The organism is Pseudomonas pergaminensis (assembly GCF_024112395.2).
GTDB classification, from domain to species: Bacteria; Pseudomonadota; Gammaproteobacteria; order Pseudomonadales; family Pseudomonadaceae; genus Aquipseudomonas; species Aquipseudomonas pergaminensis.
In genome coordinates, this window is sequence record NZ_CP078013.2 from 1258398 (window position 1) to 1279796 (window position 21399).

Consider the following 21399-nt stretch of genomic DNA (forward strand, 5'->3'; position numbering starts at 1 on the left):
TACCCGGATGCCCCTCGCCGCCAGTGCCCTGCGCCAAGCGCATATCGAACAGATCGAAACCTTGTTCAACGCCCCACCGTCCTTGTTGACCGTGGCCCTGGACAGTGCCCAGGCCTACCTGGACCGCTATTTCAGTGGGCGTAAGGAGCACGCCGGATTGCTCCATATCGCGACCCCTGAAGATCAACTCGACGCGGGGGCCTGGCACTATGCCTCGTTACCGCAGATGGTGGTGGAACGCCTGGCGGCTGCCCGGCCCGTGTTGTTGGTGCAGGACTATCACACGGTGGTTCGGCGCGTACGCGAGGTGTTTGAGCCCGGCGGGCCGAGCCTTGCCGAGCTGGAGGTAGTGATCAACGAATGCGGTACCTTTCTGCTGGAGGCTTTTGCCCAGCGATTGCAGGCGTGGTGGCACGAGGCAATGCCCATGGACATGGTGCGCTGGGGGTATTTGTCCGACGAATTGCTGGCGCTGTTCTACGATACCCCCATGCCGCCCGGCATGAGCCCGGCGCGCTTCGCCGAGCTGTTTCCCAAAACATTGCTGCGCCCGACCCGGCCCGACCGTCAGTGGAGCCTGCACAGCGCGGTATTGCGCGTGCAAACGCTGCACCTGTGGCAAAACCAGTTACGCACGCTGCCCTGGCTGCTGTTTGAGCGGACCCTGGCGCAGGGGGGGACGTCTTCGCTGCTTTACAACCCGGCCTTGGGAATCACCCCCATTGAGGACATAGACGATATAGGGGGGGTGTTGGCTGCCGAGGTGGAACCGTCACCGGCAGGGCAAGTCGCACATTGGTTTTCCCGGCCGGTGGAGGGTGACCCCTTCGACGCCTTGGCAGCCAGTTACCTGGAGCGGCAATTGCGTGACCTCGACCGCATCGACCGACGGTTGCCACGAACAGCCCAGGCTTGGCAACAGTTGCTGAACGACATCACTGACCCCCTTCATTGGTTTGTCGCGCGCCTGAGTCCGCTCCAACAGAAATTGCGTGTAGGTTTGCCGTTGTGGCTGAGCCAGGCCGATGCCACCGACAGTGCCGCCTGCGCTCAATTGCTGCGCGGCTGGGTGCTGACCGGTCATGCCGAGGGCGCACACGACTACCTGGAAGGCATCCCGACGATCGAGCAGTTTGCCGTCGAGCAATTGCAGGGGTGTTTGCAGCAGCAGCCGGTGACGGCCAAGCTGAAAGCACAAGAGATCAGCATCCGGTTCGATCGCGTGATTGGCGCTGCCGTACCGCTGCCGGGCGGCTTCATCGCTGGAGAAGTCGAACCCGTCACCGTGACCCTGGTGCAATTGGCCCTGGAAAACCTCGCCGGCTTTCCCCATACGCCCAAGTCGATCAGCCTCAAGGGCGAAAAGGCCCCGCCAGGGCTGACATATAACCTGCTCAGCGCCTGCATCAAGCAGGTCGAAATCGGGCAATCCTATCCGCTGTTGCTCAAGCGCAAGCTGGTGGACGACGTATCTGAAGCCACTCGACGCCAGCGGTTGTTCAGTCGGCAGCTGCGTAGCCAATTGCCGCTGCTCGCTTTGGAATACAAGATCCAGGGCCTGCACGGCCTGACTCTTAACGGTTTCCTGCGCTTGCAGGCCGCGTTGCAGGCTACCCCGGTCCAACGCCTGCTCGATGGACAAGCCATGGCCCTGTGGCCGCTGGCGTTCCGGGCTGCGCCCGATCAGGTGGCGGACGTGGTTGCCAACCAGTTCATTATCGGGCCACAGGCCGGGCACGAAGGACCGCACCTGCTGTACCGGCCACTGCTGAGTCCAACGCTGCAGGAGTATGAAAGCCTGGCGGCGTTGTTAGAGGCGATCAGGGCTACGGGCGAATTGCAAGATCAGGTGCTGAGCTGGATAGATGCGCGGCGCCAGGCGATCTATGCCAACGGTGGTTTCATCGAGCCGCACATCCGGCACTTTTTACCGTCGGATGAGTTCACGGTCTACACCAAACCAGCTCCGGCACACCTGCACAAACAGGTGGCGGACGGCGATCCGGCGCAACAGGTCTTCGTTGCAACCGCTGAGGCACTGGTAACCCTGGCCGACCGCCAGTCGCAGTCCAATACCGAACAGCGCTGGGCCTCCCTGAAACAGCTCGGTTGGCTGCTGTTCACCAACCTGCTGCCGCTGCTGCGTGGGCCGGCGGCGTTGGCCGGTTGGCTGCTGCAGTTGACCGACAGCGTGCGAGAGGATCTTCAGAGCCTGCACAGCAGCGACACCCAGGCGCGAGCCGCCGCGGTCACGGACATGCTGGTCAACCTGATGGCGGTGATGGCGCATCAGGCTGCCCCCCATGACGTGCAGCGCGATCTGGACCTGGAGCATCCGGCGTTTGCGCCATTGGCCCGCGCCGAACCGGTGCCTGCCGCGCCAGTGCGGGGGAGCCCTCCGGCATCATTCAGTGCGCCGCTTGGCTGGGCCAATGCACGGGATACCCTGACCCCGGCCATGCAGGCGCGGCTGACGGCCTTGAGCCTCAAGTCGCAGCCCACGCCCGACTATCTGAAACAGGCTGAAGCCAGCGGCCCTTTGCAGGGGTTGTTGAAACCCGCATCGGCTGTCGGCGGGTACTGGCAGGCGCTGGTACGCGGGCGGGTCTATCGCATTCAGATCCAACAGGGCCGGGTACGGGTGGTCAGTGCCACGGGCGAAATCCTCGGGCCCTGGCTCAAACACCTGGGCAACGGGCGTTGGGACATCGACCTGGGCCTGCACCTGCGTGGCGGTGCGGCCGACTATGCCCTGCAGGACGCTCGCCAGGCAGCGAGTACACAGCGCGAAAGCCTGAACCGCGATTACCAGCAGGCGCGCCAGGACCAGATGCGGGCCCGCCAGGCGATGGCGGTCGCCCGTGCACTGGTCGAACAGCCGGAAGGCGCTATTGATGAGCCACGTCGGGTGCAAGCCCGGCAGCGTTATCACCAGGAAGCCGAGCACGCCCTTGATTTTGCCCAGAAGGAACTGCGCACCCTGCGCGCGTTGCGCGAATTGGCGCCGCGACCGCGTTATGAAGAAGAACTGTGCGGCGCCCTGGAGTCAGTCGTGCTGGGCACGCAATTGCTCAGCTCCCTGACCCGCGAGCAGATGGTGGCAGTCAATGCACGGCTCGATCCGGTGTTCAAATTGTTGGAGGACGAAACCGAGGGAGAGGCTCAGTCGGACATCAACCGCCAGGCCCACGTGCAGTTGGGGCAGGGCCTGCGCGAATTGGCGACGCTGCATGACAACGCCATACACTGGCGCACCCTGGAGGACCGTCACCTTGACCAACTGCTGCGTGTCCCCAGGCTCGGCCGCGACAAGGCCGAGGCCTTGACGGCAGGCTTGCCCCCACGGCCATCGGTGCAGGACCTGCAAGCCCTGCAGTTCACCACGTTGTGGAGCATCGCCATCGATGTGGCAGGCCCGCCTTTGGAGGACGCCTTCTTCGACAGCGTCAGCGAAACCATCAACCGGGCGCGCCGGGCCAACCGTTCCATGGCGGACTTGCGTCACGTGCAGGTCACTGACCAGGAGCGCGTCGAATTGCTGGAGAGCATTGACCAGGTCTACGCGCAAACCGACGATCAGATCGAATTCTGGCGGGCCATGGAGCCGGACAAGTTCAACGTGGATTACCTGCAAAAACTCCAGGCATTGCTGACACAGCTGCATCTGCACATCGAGGGCCAACTGAGCGACCTGTCGCAGCCGGCCGCCAAGTCCAGGCCACGGACCAAGCCGCCCGCACCCGTGCCAGGGGCAAGGCGCAAGAAGATCATCCGCACGCGTAACCGCGACCTGTATGTTGCCCAACTGAGCGACCTGCCGTCGGACCAGCCAGCGGCCGAACTGCGTGACCCTTCGGGCCAAGTCATCGCCGCTTTCACCGAAGCCGAAGACGGCGTGTGGGATGCCCAGCCGACCCCCCCACGGCGCCACCCCAATCGGGCATTGAGCAGCCTGATGGAAAAGGGCGAAGCCTTGGTGGCCACGGTTGATAAAGCCATCAATCAGGTAAAGGGCATGATCCCTAGCGTCAACCAGCCGTCGAGCCTGCAATACCTGCTGGAATCCCAGGCCACCCGTCGACGCTGGGTGGCCGAGGACATCAACAAGAAGTTGAGTATGCTCGACAGTGCGCGGCTGGCAGTGGTGCAACAGGCCAATGCCCGGGCCATGGTCAGCCGCTTGCACGCCTCGGTGGCGAGCCTTGAGGCAGCCGGCCTGGAGGCTCGCATACGGGCGAGCAAGGCACGGCCGATCACCCAGGACACGCTGGAGTTCCTGCATCGCCACCACGAGGTTCGGATAACCCGGCGCGGCGGGCGGGTGGCGCTCAAGGGGCACCGCGACGACTACCTGCAGGTCTATGCCGTCGCCGATGCCGCGAACGGCGAAGCGCTGTGTGTTGCCCATTTCCATTACACGACGCAGAAGGCGTTGGACGATCATTTCATGGCCGCCCACCTCAAGCGTCCCGAGCAGGAACACCTGGGCCGTCAGGACCAGGCCGAAGTCGAGGCGGACAGGTTTGCGCGTATTCGTCGCGGGCAGACTGGTCAGTTGGAACCGGTGCTTCAGATCGAACGTCAAGCCATCTCTCTGGCCGTGGCCAGGCGTCTGTTTTTCAGCCTCGACTGAGGCTCGGGCCCGCCACGCACAGGCTCTGGGTGCCGGGCCGTTGACCAGATGGGGTTCTTATGGGGGCCACTGGCAAACAACAGACTGTCGGTACGCAGCACCCTGGGGCGCACGCGGTCGTTGAGTCACCGTGCGCGGTCGCCTGATCGACCCTCAAGGCCAGCCACTCAAGGGGCATCACATCTTCAGCCACACCAACCGGGGCGTAACGTGTTCAAGAACCTCACCGCCCGGCAACCTACGGCCTGATGAGCCTTTACTTATGAAGGCAGTGTCACGGTGATCCGGAATTCAGAGGTTTAGCCACAATCAGCAGGAGCGAGCACCCTCGCTCCTGCATTGGCAGCCGAATGCGATTCAGCTGGGGGGGAGGGACGGGCCGGGTTGGCTTAAGTCACGGGGGAATTCAAGCTTTAGACGATTGACACGCTCTGCGACTGTCGGAATGGCCGTGTTGAAGGTACCGTTGGCGTTCACGTATTTCATCCAGGTCGACGGGTGAAGGCCACGATCAACGGCGAATTGCCAGGCGGCCGCTTTGTTCTGGTTTTCCGGTCGAAGGGCCAACTGATACCAGTCTAAAAAGTCCTGGTCGAAGATCCGGGTGTAATAATTGTTGAAGGGCTTCGTCAGTTTTGCCTTGCGGGCCTCGCCAGCTTTGTTCAGCTTGCCCCTGCTGACGAACTGGCTCCAACGGTCAGGGTGAATGCCATGTGTTTTTACAAATGCATCCGCCGCTTCTCTGGTCGGCTGCTCCATGTTTACCCATTTCATGAACAGCTCGTCTGACAGCTGTGTAGCGCTCTCAGGGTTGAGTCGTACCAAGCCTCGTTGGGTTATTTCGCCGCCTGACCTGACTAGTTTGTTCCATTGTCCAAGCTTGAAACCGCGACTTGTGAAAAAATCAGTCGGGTCCAGCGTGTTCTGTGGGGTGGTCGGTGCCGCATTGGCTTTGACGAGTTCGTCCCATTCCCTGAGTGCTTGGGTGATGGCGTTGTCGGTTTTTGGCCCGGCGCCGGGCAGGCGTTGCCAGGTGTCCAGCTCCCAGAACTTGGTCGGCAGGCGCCGCAACCGAAACGGGGTCACGCCTCCAGAGGGTGTGAGCACCGGCGCGACCAAGCCATTGTTGTCATAGAGGTTGAACGTATTCTGAATGCGGAACACCTGCTCTTTGCCCTTTTCTCCGACGCTGCGTACCAGGTAGGTACTGGATGTGCCGGGGACGCGATAGATGCCTGTGCCTTCGGCCAGTTCTGCACCGGCCGGGATGCCGCCCTTCACCACCAGGCGGGCGCTTTCTTGCAGAAAGTCGTTCTGGTATTTCAGCAGATCCGGGCGCAGTGTATTTCTCCCAGGCCGCAGTAGCATGGACAGGGGCTTGATACCCAGGCCTGTTGTTCGCGTCACCCCGGCCATCGTAGTGGTGACTCTTGCGAGTTCAAACAGCGTTTGCGCACGTGACCCGCGACGCACGACGAGCCCCGCCACGGTTTGCCCAAGGCTGCGCAGAGCATGGACCGATGTGCGCCCCACCCGGCCGACAAACCGGGCGGCCGAAGAGGCCAGCTGGCCGCTCCAGGGGAGACCGCCCAGCACGGTCAGCGCTACCTCAACGCCGAACAGTACCTTGTTGAGGGTCGACTGGGCCTCCAATTCTTCATTGGTCACGCTTTCAGTGTCGGCTTTGTCCAGCAGGTACAGGTAGTTCTGCCGGTACAGCCCGACCAATACATCGCCTTGATGCGCGGCCAGACGATGATTGAGCAAGCGTGTACCGGCCGGCAGGCGTGCGCGAAGGTAATCCAGCCAGGCCGGCCCTCGCATCATTTGCACCAGTTCGGTCTCGTTGACGAGTTCCCTGAGTTCCACACCGTCGGGTGCATTCGGGGTATACAGCACCCGCATATCATCGGCGTCAGTGGAGAGAATCAGCACGCCGTTCACGGTCTGCCCGCCAGATCCTTGGGGCGCGTAATTGGTCGGGTTGAACATCAGCGCGTTGGCGATCACGGTCTGCCCGTCGACCCGTGGGCGTGTCGCGGGGGATAGCGAGGCCAGCACCGCCCCCACCCAAGCGTCAGCTTTTTTTTGCCCGGGGTCACTGGGCATTTGCCTGCGGTAGATATCAGGATTCAACCGGGCCGCAAGGGCCGCGTAATTCAGAACAGCCGTCTGGCAGGCGATCCAGGCTTGTTTCAAGGCGTGGGCTTCGGCTGCCGTAGCCTGCGGGGCGAGGTATTTATCGAGCACGTTTTGTGCGTACTGCTGGCCAACATCCAGGTCCTTGAGCCACTGCTCAAGGCGTTCTTTCTCCAAGGTGATTATGGCCCCCTTGGCATCGCGCACCCATTCTCCCTGGGAGGTGGTCAGTTGGGCCTTCAACAGATCGTCTTCTTCCCAGTTGAGGCCCCTTTGCCACGGTTTGGTGTTTTTCAACAGCAGGTTGGTCAGGCTCATCCTGCTGCTCTTAACCCCTTCATGCACAGACCCAAAACCGCCACCGGATGAAATCCGTATTCGGGTAGTACGGACGACCATTATTTTGTCCGGGTCGATGCCCTGTGCGGGATAGTCTTGGCCTGCTTCGACCAGTAAGGCGCGAATCTTTGTCAGTACCTGTTGCTTGGCATACTCGGCCAATGTGGGGATCAGCGCTTGCCACTGTTTGGCCAGTTCGTCCTGTGTGGCCAGGGTGGTGTCGGCTTGATCTTGCAGAGCCTTCTTGTCCGCCGCGCTCAAGCGCTTTTCCCAGTCCGGCCGCCAGTGTTCTGTCAGCAGCCGGTTGCGCGCCAGGAACGGTCCGGCCATATCCACCAACTCCGCCAGCTCCACGCGGCCATTTTTTTCGCTGTCCGATTCATCCTCAGTCAGGCCCAGAATGGTTTCGATGTCGGATTGCTGTTTGTCGAGCAAGGCCTGAATGCTGTCCGCGACAAAATCGTCTGCGATCGGCGCGAACGTGCTACTCAGGTCATCGCCCCACAACCCGGTTTTTCCATGCTGAACCAACAGCGGTAAGCCGCTGGTAAACAATCTGCCGGCGTCTTCGCCGGCATTGATGCGGGCCTTGAGCATGTCATGCAAAGCTTGCAGAGACGCCCACTCTTCAAAGCCCATGTCCGGGGTATATAACACTACCGGGCCAATGCCAGCAGTCTGGGTATTTAGGTTTTTGTGCCCATGGGGCCAATGAGGGGCGACCGGGCTGGAGCCGTCATTGAAGGTCAGGATGAAGCTGCCGGCCATACGCGCCACCTCGGTGCAGGCGGTGGCCACGGTCAATTGATAGGCGCCGGGGCGGTTGCCATGGCTGAAGCTCGCTTCGCGCCGGGCCTGAGTCGGGTAGCGCAGTGCACGGTCAATCAGCAATTTGGCCTGCGGGCTCAGGGTATTGTCGGCTACGCGCAGGCGTGCCTGTACATCCAGGGTTTGGCGTTGGACATCAATCAGCCGGACTTGTGGGCAGACCAGCTCGGGTGCTATTGGCGTACGCCAGTAGGCGGTGACCCGTTCGGCCAGTTGTATTTTCAGCGTGTGAGCCAGGTCCGACAGTGTGCCGGTCTGGTTCAGTTGGTCGGTTTCGCTGAACGCGGTCGCGCTGCGAAAGACACTTTCGGCGAAGGTCTCGACCGGTTTGGCGTCATCTTTTTGAGTGGTGTGATCCTCATCCGTTTCCACTGCGGTGTTGCCCCACAGCAATAAGGTACACACCGCCTCGAGTAATGGGCGGGAGGATTCAAAATGGCGCGCGCCCATGCTGTCGATGCGGTAGCGGTTGACATACAGGCTGTCCAGCCCTGTGCCGTCAGGCAATTGTGCAAAGGTCTCGCTGAGCAGCGACGTCAGCACAGCGTCCAGCGAGGGGTGTTTGTGCTTTTCCAGAACCTGGTCTAGCTGTTGGTTAAGCGAGTTCCACTGCTGTATCAGATGCGTTTGCTGCGCAGTGGTTGGCTGGGTGAGCGGGTCGGGAGATGCCTGCGTCAAGTCAAGGGGCACAGGCATGCGGGCGATCAAGCCCGGGTTGCCCTTGAGCGGCAGTGCCAGCGTGGCACGTACGCCGGCTGCGAGGGTTTCGAACGTGGTGTGGGACGTCTCGAAGGCCTGGTCGATATCGGCCTCTTGCTGGATGAGCTGGGCGTGCAGGCACGTATTGAATACCTGCCCGGTGATCGGCGCATAGCTCAATTTCTGCTCGTTGCGTAACACGCCTCGGGCATGGGCGTGTTCCTTGGCGGCAATGTTGGCGAACAGCAGGTCTCTTTCGGCGCTTCTCACCAGGCGTAGACGCAAGGCATTTTCCATGGACGAGAAACTCTCGAAAAATTCGCCCCCCCATTGTGGGGTATAGAGGACGGTCGGTCGGGGCCCATGCAGGCGCTCGGTGAGTACGAAGCAGCCGTTGAGCGTCGTGGTCCAGTCAGGCTGGCCCGTAGCGTTCAGCGCAATACTGAGTGTGAGCGGCGGTGTGGCGTTGTTCGTGGTTTCGTGGAGTACGCGGTTCTCGATCAATTGCCGGCCTTCGATCAGCACCTGCAGGTGTGACTTGGCCGTGGCCACAGCCGCTTGAGTCTGGGTATCTTCGGGCGCTTTCTTCAGGTTCTGCTCGGCCTTTTCGACCTGTTGCCGTGCATCATTCACCTTCAGGTCCGCCTCCAGCGTAAATACCTCTCGCTGCTTTTGACTCACGGCTGCCAGGACGCTCAGGGCACCGGTGCTTGCGTGGGGCGACGACCAGAACGCCCTGAGCGCGTTCACGTAGAGCGTCTGGCTGTTGAGTTGCAGGTCACTGATTAACGCATTGACTGCCGAGATTTCCAAATCCGCCAGTTCAGTGTCACGTCCGGTGCCGTGGGCCGTTGGATAGAACCCGACGGCTTGGCTGACGCTGCCGGTTTGCGGCTCTTTGGCCAGCTCGGTCGGCAGGTTTTGGGTGGCAATCGTTTCTTGCAGCACCTGTGTCAGGTTACGTGTTCGGGTGATGCGAGGTGCGCTGTCTTGCTCTGTCTGCGAGGGAATGTCGTACTCGTTGAGATAAACCGTATCAGGATTCGGCGGGTTGGCGGGTACCCGTTTCGCTAATCCCTTGCGCAGTTCGTTGGCCATGATGGTCGCCAAGTCCGGCTGGGCGTCCAGCAGGTGCTCGATGGCGGTGATACGGGGCGGCAAGCGGCGTAGCAGGTCCTCGGTAGAGGTCTGGGTTTGTGTAGGCATAGCCTGGGTGTCCTGTAGCGATAAGGTAAACCATACAGAGCAGGGCTCTGCACGCGGATGCCCACACTATTGGCCGCCGAGGGAGTGACGGGCCTACATAACCACTACATGACCGGTTTGCCCAGGCCTGTAGCGCGATGGCCCTTGCATCAGTGAGTCGCGGCCAGGCACATGGCTGGGCTCCCCGGTTGCAGTAACGGGTTGAGCAGCGGCGCCATGCCTTTGAGCACCTGCACCGGCAGCGCTGACGTGAACGTGAACTGTTGAGCGGAGGCGCCCGGCACAAAGGCCGTCAGGGTGCCGAAATGATGTTCGCCGATGTAGAACACAAAAGTGGCAGTGCGGTTGATCGACTTGGAACTGAGGATCCGCCCACCGGCGCCGATGGCTTCGATGCGGTTGTCGCCCGTGCCGGTCTTGCCGCCCATGGCCAGTGGCGTGCCGTCGGCCAGCTTGAAACTGCCGGCGACGCGTTTGGCGGTGCCGGCATCCACTACCTGGGACAAGGTGCCGCGCAGGGCTCTGGCGACCTCGACCGGGATCACCTGCTTGCCCGGCGCCGGGTCGTTGACGAGGCGTGTTTCGTACGGCGTGCCGGCGGCAAACAACAGGCTGTCGATACGCAGCACCTTGGGGCGCACGCCGTCGTTGAGAATGATGCCCATCAGTTCAGCCAAGGCCGCCGGGCGATCGCCAGAGCTGCCGATCGCCGTCGCCAGGGATGGCACCAGGTGATCGAAGGGGTAGCCCACGGCCTGCCAGCGCTGATGGATGTCGAGGAAGGCCTCGATCTCCAGCATGGTGCGGATGCGGCTGTCCCGCGCACTCTGGTGGCGGCTCTTGAACAGCCAGCTGTACACCTCCTGACGCTCGAACTGGCTGGCCTTGACCACCTCGCTGAACGTCGCCTCGGGATGGTTGAGCAAGTAGCCGAGCAACCACAGGTCCAGCGGATGCACCTTGGCGATGTAGCCTTGGTCGGGCAGGTCGTAGGTGCCGGGGCCGTAGTCCCTGTAGAGTTTTTGCAGGCGTTCGTCGGTGAGTTTTTCGTGGGTTTTGACGCCGGCCAGGTGGGAGCGCACGAACAGGTTGAAGCTCGCCTGGCTGGCGTCGGGCAACAGGTAGCGGTGCACGGCGGCCAGGCGGATCGGCGTGGGACGCAAGCTGTCGAGGAAGGTATCGAGGCGTGCCTGGGTGTCTTTCTTCTGGTACTTCTTCCAGAACTTGCGCAGGAAGGTGGTGCCTTCGCGGTCGGCGAAACCGGCGAGGTATTCCTGGCGGCGCGGGTCGTTGTCGTCCTTGAGCAACTCGGCGCTGTTGTTCTCGCCCGAGTAGGTGACGTAGCGCACCACGTCGCGCATCAGGCGAATGAACGGCAGGTTGATCGACTCACGCAGCGCGTCACGCAAGGTGGGACTGCGGCCGTTGTCCTGGCTGCGAAAGTTATGGAAGGTGTGCAGCCCGCCACCGGTAAAAAAGCGTTCGCCGGGGCTGGCCGAGTAGGTGCGATCAAGGGCCGCGTCGAGCATCTTGGCCAGGGATTTGTCCGGTGTTTGGATCAGGTAATCCAGGGCCCAGCGGCTTAGGCGGTCCTGATCCTCCACCGTGACTTTTTTCAACGCGGCAGGCGTTTGCGCGGCGTATTTGTCGTGCAATTCGCTGATGATTTGCAGGTAGGTGGTGAGCACGCGCAACTTGGCGGTAGAGCCCAGTTCCAGCTTGCTGCCTTCGTTGATGTCGAAGGGCTGGTCGGTGTTGTCGGTTTGCACGCGCACCCGTGAGCCATCGGGTGTGAGCTCGAACAGCGTGAAGCTGTAGCGCACTTGTGCGGTGCTGGCGGGGGTGAGCAGGCGCTCGCCGAGCAGGCCGATCTGGCGCGCGTACTCGGGGTCGGCGAGGTGCTTTAGATAGTCGCTGACCTGGCCCTGCAACTGGGCTTGCAGGGTTGTGGTCGCGGAAAGGTCCAGGCGGTCGAGGTCGTACAGCGGCCGGTCGAGCAGGGCGGCGAGGCGGCTGCGGGCGACGCTGATGCCTTTATTGGTTTCAATCGGCTGGATCGTCGGTTGCTGCGCCCAGTCACGGTAAGTGACCTTGCTCGCCAATGCCTGCTTGAGCAAAGCCGGCTCGATCACACCATTCTGGGCCAGCAGGCGCAGGTGGCTGTCGGTCAGTTGCGCCAGTTCGTCGCGACCCTTGGCTAGGTAATGGGATGGCCGGCGCTGGGCGATGATCAACGACAGCACCTCACGCAGCGCCAAGCCTTGTTGAGCATTGACCGGGCCGGTCAGCGCCGCGTTGACCTGGTTGAAATCGGCGCCGTACCACACCCGCAATCCCTCGGCCATGCCGTGCACTTCACCGTGCCCGGGCACTGCCGACAGGGGCACGCTGTTGAGGTAGTCGCGCAGAATATTTTTGCGTGCAGGCAAGGTGTCGGGGCCATCCTGGTACGCGCGCACGGCGGCAGAAAACATTTGGCGCAGCTTTTCACTGCCGGACACGGTCAGGCCATCCGGCGAATGGCGGTATTTCTCCAACTGGGTCGCCAGGGTACTGCCGCCTGCACTTTGGCCGGGCAAGTGCAGCAACTTCGCGACCTGCGACCATGCGGCCTTGGCAAAGCGCGGCCAGTCCACCGCCGGGTTGGCCTGGGGTTGGGCGGGGTCGAGCAAGTCACGGTTTTCGATGAACAGCAGGCTGCTGACCACCAGCGGCGGAATCGCCGCGAAGCTTGAGTACAGTTGTTGCGGGTAGTCGTATTGATACAGCGGCACGGCGCGGCAGTCTGTGATCGAAAGGCCTGCCTGGATTTTTTCCGTGTAGGGCACGAACAGGCCTTTGTTGGCGTAACTCATCAGCTCAGGCGAGAACCGCACCTGGGCATCAATCACGTAACCGCGTTTGAGCAGGCGTGGCAGGAAGGTGCCGAGGTCGCTGTAGCCCAGGCGGCGATCGAAGGGGCCCGCGCCGGGGTAGACGATGGCGTCACTGGCGCCAGGTTTAATCTCGAAGGTGAGGTCGTCGGCAAGACGGCTGAGTTCCCGGGCTTGCAGGGCGGAGGTGCGCATCTCTTTGTTGGCGGCAAAACCGAGGGCAATCAGGGCCATCAGCATGATCAGCCAGAACACTCGCCACCCGTAGCGAGGCCGGGGTTTGTTTTCAGGTAAAGGCGCTGGGTCCGAACTGCCTTGTAGTTTCGCAGCCTCTGTCGATTCGGTATGCCACAGTGCGCCCATAGTCGATTGATCCCTTCACGCAGATTGATCGGACGTGTTCAAAGCGTAGTCGCTGGGCGCTCGCTGCGAGAAAAATGTGATCGGCCCGTCAACTATATGAAGTGCACGGGCTGCGGCGTTTTGCCGCCCGGAGCAGGTAAGATACTCCTGTAAAATGGCGTTTGAGCGGGTTCTTCCCCTAAATTGCCCCTTTTTTATAGTGAAAGGCTCTGGCCTGAGCTTTTTATACTGCATGCCCCCGCTGATCTTGCCCGGCAAGAAGGGCCCGTCCACACGGCGGCCCCGGTCTCGGCAAGGGGGCAGGCTTACCGGCTTGCCCCCCGCAGACTCAGGTGGGCAATCCAATAACAAAATGAGGTTGTACCCCTATGCCAGTCGGCAACCCACTGCCCCATGGCGAGACCGCTCAAGGCGGCCCGCTCAAACGCGAACTCGGTGAACGGCATATCCGCCTGATGGCCCTCGGTGCCTGTATCGGTGTGGGCCTGTTCCTCGGCTCGGCCAAGGCCATCGAGATGGCCGGCCCCGCGATCATGCTGTCGTACATCATCGGCGGCCTGGCGATCCTGGTGATCATGCGTGCCCTGGGCGAGATGGCGGTGCACAACCCCGTCGCCGGTTCCTTCAGCCGTTATGCCCAAGACTACCTCGGCCCGTTGGCGGGCTTTCTCACCGGTTGGAACTACTGGTTCCTGTGGCTGGTGACCTGCGTCGCCGAAATCACCGCCGTGGCGGTGTACATGGGCGTGTGGTTCCCCGACACCCCGCGCTGGATCTGGGCCCTGGCGGCGTTGATCAGCATGGGCACCATCAACTTGATTGCGGTCAAGGCGTTTGGTGAGTTCGAGTTCTGGTTTGCGCTGATCAAGATCGTCACCATCATTGCGATGGTCATCGGCGGCGTCGGCATCATCGCGTTCGGCTTCGGCAATGACGGCGTGGCGTTGGGGATTTCCAACCTGTGGGCCCATGGCGGCTTCATGCCCAACGGCGTGCAGGGCGTGTTGATGTCCTTGCAAATGGTGATGTTCGCCTACTTGGGCGTGGAAATGATCGGCCTCACCGCCGGTGAAGCGAAGAACCCGCAGAAGACCATCCCCAGCGCGATCGGCTCGGTGTTCTGGCGCATCCTGCTGTTCTATGTGGGCGCGTTGTTCGTGATCCTGTCGATCTACCCATGGAACGAAATCGGCACCCAGGGCAGCCCGTTCGTGATGACCTTCGAACGCCTCGGCATCAAGACCGCCGCCGGCATCATCAACTTCGTTGTGATCACCGCCGCGCTGTCCTCCTGTAATGGCGGCATCTTCAGCACCGGGCGCATGCTCTACAGCCTGGCGCAGAACGGCCAGGCGCCGGCGACCTTCGGCACCACGTCCAGCAATGGCGTGCCACGCAAGGCCTTGCTGCTGTCGATCTTCGCGTTGCTGTTGGGCGTGTTGCTCAACTACCTGGTGCCAGAAAAAGTCTTCGTGTGGGTGACCTCCATCGCCACCTTTGGTGCGATCTGGACCTGGCTGATGATTCTGCTGGCCCAGCTCAAGTTTCGCAAAAGCCTGAGCCCCGCCGAGCAGGCCGGGCTCAAGTACCGCATGTGGCTGTACCCGGTCAGCTCGTACCTGGCCCTGGCGTTCCTGCTGCTGGTGGTGGGCCTGATGGCCTACTTCCCGGACACCCGCATAGCCCTGTATGTCGGCCCGGTCTTCCTGGTGCTGCTGACTGTGCTGTTCTACGTGTTCAAGTTACAGCCGTTGAACGCAGGCCAAGGCGCCCCGCGTTCGGCCTGACGCTTAATTCACTTGCTGGGCCAGTTGTGCTGCTTCGGTCAACTGGCGCACCAGGCGATTGCGCTCGGCAATCTCAAGCTCTACCAGGGATTGCCGACGATCGAGGTAGATATCCGAACGTCTGTACACCACCTCCTCGTTCAGCCTGTTCAGTTTGTAGCGCGCTACGTTTTCGATGGTCGAGAAAGGCTCAGGGTAACTGCGGGCCAGATACTCGATCCAGAACTCTTCCGTCAGCAATGAGTTCTGCGCCGCCTGGGTGCCGCTCAGCGCCTGCAAGGTAATGCGTGCCTGATTGATGTCTTGCTCATCGACCCAATCCTCCACGGAATAGAGCATTTCCTCGCGCCCAATGGGCAAGTTGAATTCTTCGCGAAAGCACATCCGGTAGTACAACTTGATCTCTGCATCGTCCACCTCCAGACCCGCCATGCGCCGGTCCTGGATATGCGCGTCGGCCAGTTGATCGACCTGGCGCAGGTAGAACAGGCTTTTCGCCAACGCCAGCAACTCGCGGTCTGCCTGGTTGCTGCTGGCCTGGGTGCGTGCTTGATGCACCTTGTGTACGATCTCCATATCGATAAATACCAGGATGGCGCCATCGCCGCAGGTGCCGTCGGTATAGGTGCTACGGAAGACCCGGTCGCGTAGCTCGGTCGATTCGCCCATGGCATCGAGCAACTGCCATACCCTTTGGGTGAGGGCTTGCCGAGTGTCTTGGCTGGACCGGTACGAGAACGATTGGGTCAGGTCGCGCAACACTCGGAACGCGTCTTCTGGTCGCGCACCCTCATGCCGTAGCAATTGATCCCATAGCGCCTGCCGTTGCGCATGTCGAGCGTTGGGGATACCGGCCAGCCAAAAGCTGACGTCGTTGCTTGTCGCCGGCTGATGCAGTTCACCCGGTAGCAGGCCACCCAGGGCAATGCCGGTGCGATCGCGATAGTCGCGAATCCGGCCCAGCGTCTGTTCGCTCAAAGGGTTGTCGTGCAGCACGGTGTGAAGGTTGGTAGGGCCCATGCGCACGTCGGAAAACACCGCCTCGGGCACTGTGGTCAGACGGTTTTCCTGCAGCATCAAATGGCGCAACGTGCTGCGGCGTTCGGCCCCGATGGGCCACTGGTCGATATGGGTCTGGCGTAGCGACAGCACCTGCAGGCGCGTCATCTGCGAAACGTCCGGCGTCAGGCCCAGAGGGTTGCCGTCCAGGTAGAGGCCCTCCAATCGCGTGAGGCCGGCCAGGCGCTGACGAGACTCCGGTGTCAGCACGATCAAGTTGTCGCTCAAGTCCAGTTGTTGCAGTTGCGTCATCTGGGTGAGGCTGGTGGGCAGGTCATTGAGCATGCAGTCGAGCTTTAAATGAGTCAGTCCGATAAATTTGCTCAGGAAGGCGTTGCCCGTCGGCGGAAAGGAATCACTAACGATCCGCAGGTATTCAATGTGCTCGAAGCCACGGGTGCCCAGCATGAAGTCGGGGTCGGGCAGGCTGTTGCCGTCCAGGCGCAGCACCAGTTGATGGGAGTCGAAAAGCCCAGTCTCGTTGTCGTAGGCTGCACGGGTTTCGTGGCGCCAGGCACGCAGGATGCGCTCGGCCATTAGGCGGCGTCGCCCGTAGTTCCAACCCTCCAGGTAGATCGCAGGGTCGATCGCCTGGTCGTCCACCGGCTGGGGCGTGTCGATCCAGCGCTGCAGTTCGAACTCCAGGGCCTGGTACTCGGCCTTGCGTCGCTCCAGTTCGATCAACGCGGCGGGTTCGTTCATGCCCAGCGAGTTAATCAGATCCCGGGCGTCGGCGACGCTGAAGCTGGGGTAGATCTCGCGCACCTTGCTCACCAGGTCCACCGGCTGGTTGCCACCGAACGGCCACAGGCTGCGCAGGGTAAACGGGTAGACGATGAATGAAGTGTCCACGCGCATCGGCGGCTGCAACCACGCCGGGATATGCGTCAGCCCCAGCAGGGCCTTGATGGCCACGCGTTGGCCCAGGGCCAGGTCGGCAATGGCGTGCCGTAGCGCTTTCGGCTCGGCACCCTCCTCCACACCCAGTGCACGGCACTCGGCATCGTCGAGGGTCAGGACCACGGCGCCGAGCAGGTCGCGGGTGCCGTCGGGCTGCTCATTGAGCCGATGACCGTCGCGATCATGGGACTGGTAGCCGCCGTCGATCTTCACCAGTGTGCGGCGGTCGGTGGCACCCGTTTGGCCGGCGCGGGCCAACAGCGGGCCGGCGAGGCTGGCGTCACGCACTTCCAGGCGCAGGCTCAGTGGCCAGCCGGGTACATCCTTGAGCAGGTGCAGCATGATTTTTTCGCTGTCGGGGTTGGCCAGGGTACTCAGGTAAAGGCCTTCGTAGGCGCGGTTCAAACGCATATCGTCAGCAGTGAGTCGGACCTGTTCGGCCAGGCGCAAACCCACTTCGTCGCGCTTATGCAATTGCTTGAGTTCGTTGGGGCTCGATTGCCCGATAATCGCCTTTACCGCGCTGACGGGCAGTTGCGGGAAGTGCGCGTGCAGGCGCCGTTCCAGGCTCGTCGCGCCTTGCTCGCTCTGGGCGTAGAGGATGTCGAACAGTTGCGCCCGTTCGCGCCAGGCGTACTCAGCGATTTTCTTCGACAGTTTGAACAGGCGTTCCTCCTGTGAGGTGGGCAGTTCACCCAGCAGCGCGCGGCAGACCTGATCGTTCAAAACAATACGGGTGAGGGGCTCCAAGCCTCGGCTCTGCGCTTCGGTCAATTGAATGCGTTCGCTGCTGGCCCCGCTGCTGGCCGGGTAGCGCTGGATCACTTGGCCTTGCGCGTTGATGATCTCCAAGGCATGGCTGTGGGGCCAGGCCGGCAAGCTGGTGACCAGCAGCAGTTGCAGGGAAGGCCGCGCATTGCGCGTGGCCGAGTAGACACTCATGGCCTGGATGAACTGCAGGATCTCGCGCTCGATGTGAAAGCGTTTGCTGGTGTCCTGCAACAACGGCGGTGGTGGCAGCCCGCTGCTGTGCACCTCTCGCAACGCCTGCGCCGGCGTGTCGGTGAGGCGCATGATCTGTGCGGCGGTGGTTTGGTCGACGTGATAGTGGGCGGGGCCCAGGCGATAAAACAGGCGGTGATCGTCCCAGGTCAGCGGGTTTTCACTGGACAGGCGCCAGGCACCCTGGCGGTTATGTTCCAGGCGCGGGGTATCGACGCCGACTTTTTGCGGGTGCTTGAGCCGCCACTTGCGCAGCCGGTTGTCGTAGACGATCGGGTACAGCGAGCCATACAGCGGCAGCAACTGTTGGCCTTCCCACTGATAGAGGCCCAGGGCGTCGGGCTTGAGGTCATGGGGCAGCACCACGCTTTGCTCATACTGGCCAAGCGACTGGTCCAGCGGGCTGACCTGTCCTTCAGGGCTGCGTCGGGTGCTCATCAAGTCGCCCAGGGTGTCGCGCAAGCCTTGGGCATCGCTGGCGCTGTTCATCCCCAGTTTCAGGCGCTCGCCGGGTTGCAGGACCGAGCCCACGGCCAAGTAGAGACTGTCAATGGCCGGTGACACCGGGATCGGCCCGGCGTTGCGCATGTCGTAGGCCTCATAGTGGCCCTGGCCGTAGTGCAGCAGTTCCACGGTGGTGTCATCGGGACCGCTGGAGACATAGCGATCGGCCGGGGGGCCATTGCTCACCTCGGTGACCACAAAGTCGCGCTTGCAGGTGCTGCGCAACAGGCTGGCGATGAAATCGCGTGCCCATAGGTCGGTGTCCGGGTTGTAGGCCCGAGGGTGGTAGAGGCCGTCGATCACGATGTCGATGCGCAGGGCGGTGCGATGGTGTTCGAGGTTCTCCCGCACCGCCTGGGGCAGGCTGGCATCGCGCAGGAAGGCGGCTTGTTGGTTGGCATCGAGGGGCGTTTGCAGCAACAGTTGTTGCAGGTTGGCCGAGGTCAGGGGCGGGTAGAGCCCGCGCAGTTTTTTCAGTAGTGGTGTGACGGTCACCAACGGTGGGGGCACCTGGATCGGCAGCCACTGGCGTGCGCTGTCCTCAACAGGGACTTCGTCGCGGGCATAACCGTCGTAGCGCGTCATGGCGGTAAACAACGGGTGGCGGTGGGTTTTTGCCAGTTCACTGATTTGCACGCGCAGGCGCGCAATGCGTTGAGCCACGGTCAGGTGTGGGCTGCCTTCCTTGCCGAGCAGTGAGGTGGCGGGTTGCTGGTTCAGGATCAATTCGAACAGCTGTTCCTGAGTGTGCGCGGAGGTGAGGGGATCGGTCAGTCCGCCGTAGGTGCCATCGTCACGACGCATCAATTCGACGGTGTGGGAGAGGCCATTCTCGCGGGCGGCATAACGTTCGATCAGCACGCCGCGCTGGTCGTGCACGTTAATACACGCATCGACCGGCCAGGCGGGCACTTGGGTCAACAGGCACAACACGGTGCCATCGGCGTGGGGCGGCATATGCCCGCGTCTTGAGAAGTCCTTGATCAACTGCTCGATGACTCGGTCGGCCTGCAGGCGCCGGACCCCTTCGGTGAGGTTGACGGGTGCGGGGTCGCCGGCCCACACGCGATCCAGGGTGGTGCGGTCGGCGGCGGTGCTGCGTAGCATCCTTTCCATCTCGATACGGGGCACGGCCGTGGAGCCGTCGGGCAACATGCGCTCGGCCAGTTGGATGTCCGAAAGGGTGTGGGCGTTGTGCAGGTCCAGGGTCCAGGCTTGCAGCGCCGGGTCGAACAGGATCGGTGGGGCAAAGCGGCCGGCGTTTTCGAGCTTGAGCACAAAGCGCATGCTCTGCGCGTCATAGCTGACCTCCACGACGTGGCGCTCCTGATCTTTTTGCAGCCACGCGTATTGTTTACTGTCGACCTGGTACACCCCTTGGGCGTTGGCGATTTGGCCGTCGAGCAGGTGCTGATCAAGGATCGCATAGGGGCCGATATCCGGCTTCCAAAGGGCGTGGCTGCCGTCGGCATGGGTCACTTTGCGCGGGTTGCCCAGTTGGTGCAAAAGGCGTGTCATGCGCTGGTTGTGCACACGGCCGGCGGTGGTGATCAACAGGCCATTGATGGCCAAGTCGGCAATGTCCGCCAGGGCAGACGCAAACTCACTGGCTTCGCCACGCGCCGCTTCGTTGATGCCGATGATCACGCTATAGGCCAGGCTGCCGAACACCGCCACTTGCATCACGCGATTCAGCCCGGTGACGCCGCCGGGCATGGGCGTGAGCAGCAGCTCCAAGACTTCCCGGGCCATGGCCGCGACGCCATCGATCAGGGCCTGCAAGTCACGCTCCGAACGACGGGTGGCCAGGGTCGAGAGGTTGGCCTGGTAGCGCTGCACCTCACGGTAGGTGCAGGCTTGCACCAGGGACTCCTTGCGACCGTGCTTGGGGTCGGGGGTAAAGCGCAAGCCATCAAGGGCACGTTGCGGGAACAGGCGGTGGAAGGTGTCGTAGAGGAAACCGGCTACGGGGCTCAGGCCTACCGGGCGTGGCGCATCCTTGAGCAGTTGCTTGAATCCGTGCATTTCAGCCATCGGCAACTGGCGGGCGAACCAGCCCAAGTCCCCTTCGCTGTGGCTGGTCTTGAGTTGCTGCATGAACGCCGCGTGCGCGGCGTTGGCGTCGCGGTGGTAACGCAGGGCGCCCCCAGGTCGGAAGGGGAAGTATGACAGCACCCCGTGGGCGGCGACGCGGATCAGCAGCAGCGGTACCGGCACGGTTTGCCCTGACGGTACGAACGGCACGGCAGGCAACACGGTGATCCCGGTGCTCATGCCCAGGGTGTCGAAGGGCAGGGCCGGGCCGCTGCCGTCGAGGGCGGCGTTGAGGCTGGCAAGAAGGTCGCGGGTCACGCCAGTGTGGGCGCGGTTGCGGTACGCCTCCAGCGCTTCAAAGCGCAGGCAGGCCTCGCTGCTCGCTTGCAGCAGGCCCTGCAATTTGCCGCCCTGGCCCAAGGCGGTTTGCAGGCGCTTGTCGAGTTGACCGCCCAGGTCCAGGTCACGGGCAATGGCGATGAACTGGCTGACGGTCAGTTGAAGGTTGTCTGCGCCACTCAGGTAAGACGATTCGACAAATGTCTGCCCTGACGCCTGAGGCTGGGACGTGGCGAAATCGAAGTTCAGGCAGGCGGCGTCCCACAGCGATAACGTGGAGACATGGGGGCGATATTTCCATTCGTCGTAGGCACGGCGAAAGCGGCTGCGGTGAGTCCCATTGAGGTGAGCGCTGGCGCGGGGTTCCCAGGGCAGTGGCGGTTGCAACTCTTCGAGGTAGCGGGTGTGCAGGAATAGGTTGTGCGGGTCCAGGCCGCCGATGCGGTTGCGCAGCTGAGTCGTGCCGTCGGATTGGAAGGCTTGGAGCAGGGCCGCATTTTCGCGGTCCACCGCCTTGATCGCCTGGTGGGCTTCGCGTTGCAGCCTGACGTAGTCCCGTTGCTCCTGTGGGGTCAGGCTGCTCATCGTCCGCGCCAAGGTTTCGCGGATCATTTCCAGGGCTTGCTGGCGGGCCCAGGATTCACTGGATTGCAGGTTGCCCGACAAGCCATTGAGCAGTAGATGGGTAGGCATG

The 21399-nt window shown here is 62.2% G+C and carries 5 protein-coding genes; 2 read left to right on the forward strand and 3 right to left on the reverse strand.

Annotated features, from left to right (window positions below; genetic code table 11):
- Positions 1-7 precede the first annotated feature (7 nt).
- On the forward strand, positions 8-4633 hold the full coding sequence (locus KUA23_RS05695; RefSeq protein ID WP_346356379.1) for a dermonecrotic toxin domain-containing protein: 4626 nt from the start codon (positions 8-10) through the stop codon (positions 4631-4633).
- A 357-nt stretch (positions 4634-4990) separates the two neighbouring features.
- Here the strand turns inward: KUA23_RS05695 and KUA23_RS05700 are convergent, their stop codons facing one another.
- Positions 4991-9844 carry a hypothetical protein gene (locus KUA23_RS05700; RefSeq protein WP_252993560.1) on the reverse strand — a complete coding sequence of 1618 codons (4854 nt, stop codon included), beginning with the start codon at positions 9842-9844 and terminating at the stop codon, positions 4991-4993.
- A 149-nt stretch (positions 9845-9993) separates the two neighbouring features.
- Positions 9994-13080, reverse strand: coding sequence for a transglycosylase domain-containing protein (locus KUA23_RS05705; RefSeq protein ID WP_100491415.1), 3087 nt, complete (start codon positions 13078-13080; stop codon positions 9994-9996).
- 368 nt (positions 13081-13448) lie between these two features.
- Here KUA23_RS05705 and KUA23_RS05710 point away from each other — a divergent pair, with 368 nt between their 5' ends.
- The gene (locus KUA23_RS05710) at positions 13449-14867 is read left to right on the forward strand and encodes an amino acid permease (RefSeq protein ID WP_099494152.1); all 1419 of its coding nucleotides are present in this window, start codon (positions 13449-13451) and stop codon (positions 14865-14867) included.
- 3 nt (positions 14868-14870) lie between these two features.
- Here the strand turns inward: KUA23_RS05710 and KUA23_RS05715 are convergent, their stop codons facing one another.
- Positions 14871-21398 (reverse strand): NEL-type E3 ubiquitin ligase domain-containing protein, encoded by a 6528-nt coding sequence (locus KUA23_RS05715; protein ID WP_252993561.1) that lies wholly within the window; start codon positions 21396-21398, stop codon positions 14871-14873.
- Between the last annotated feature and the right edge of the window lies 1 nt (position 21399).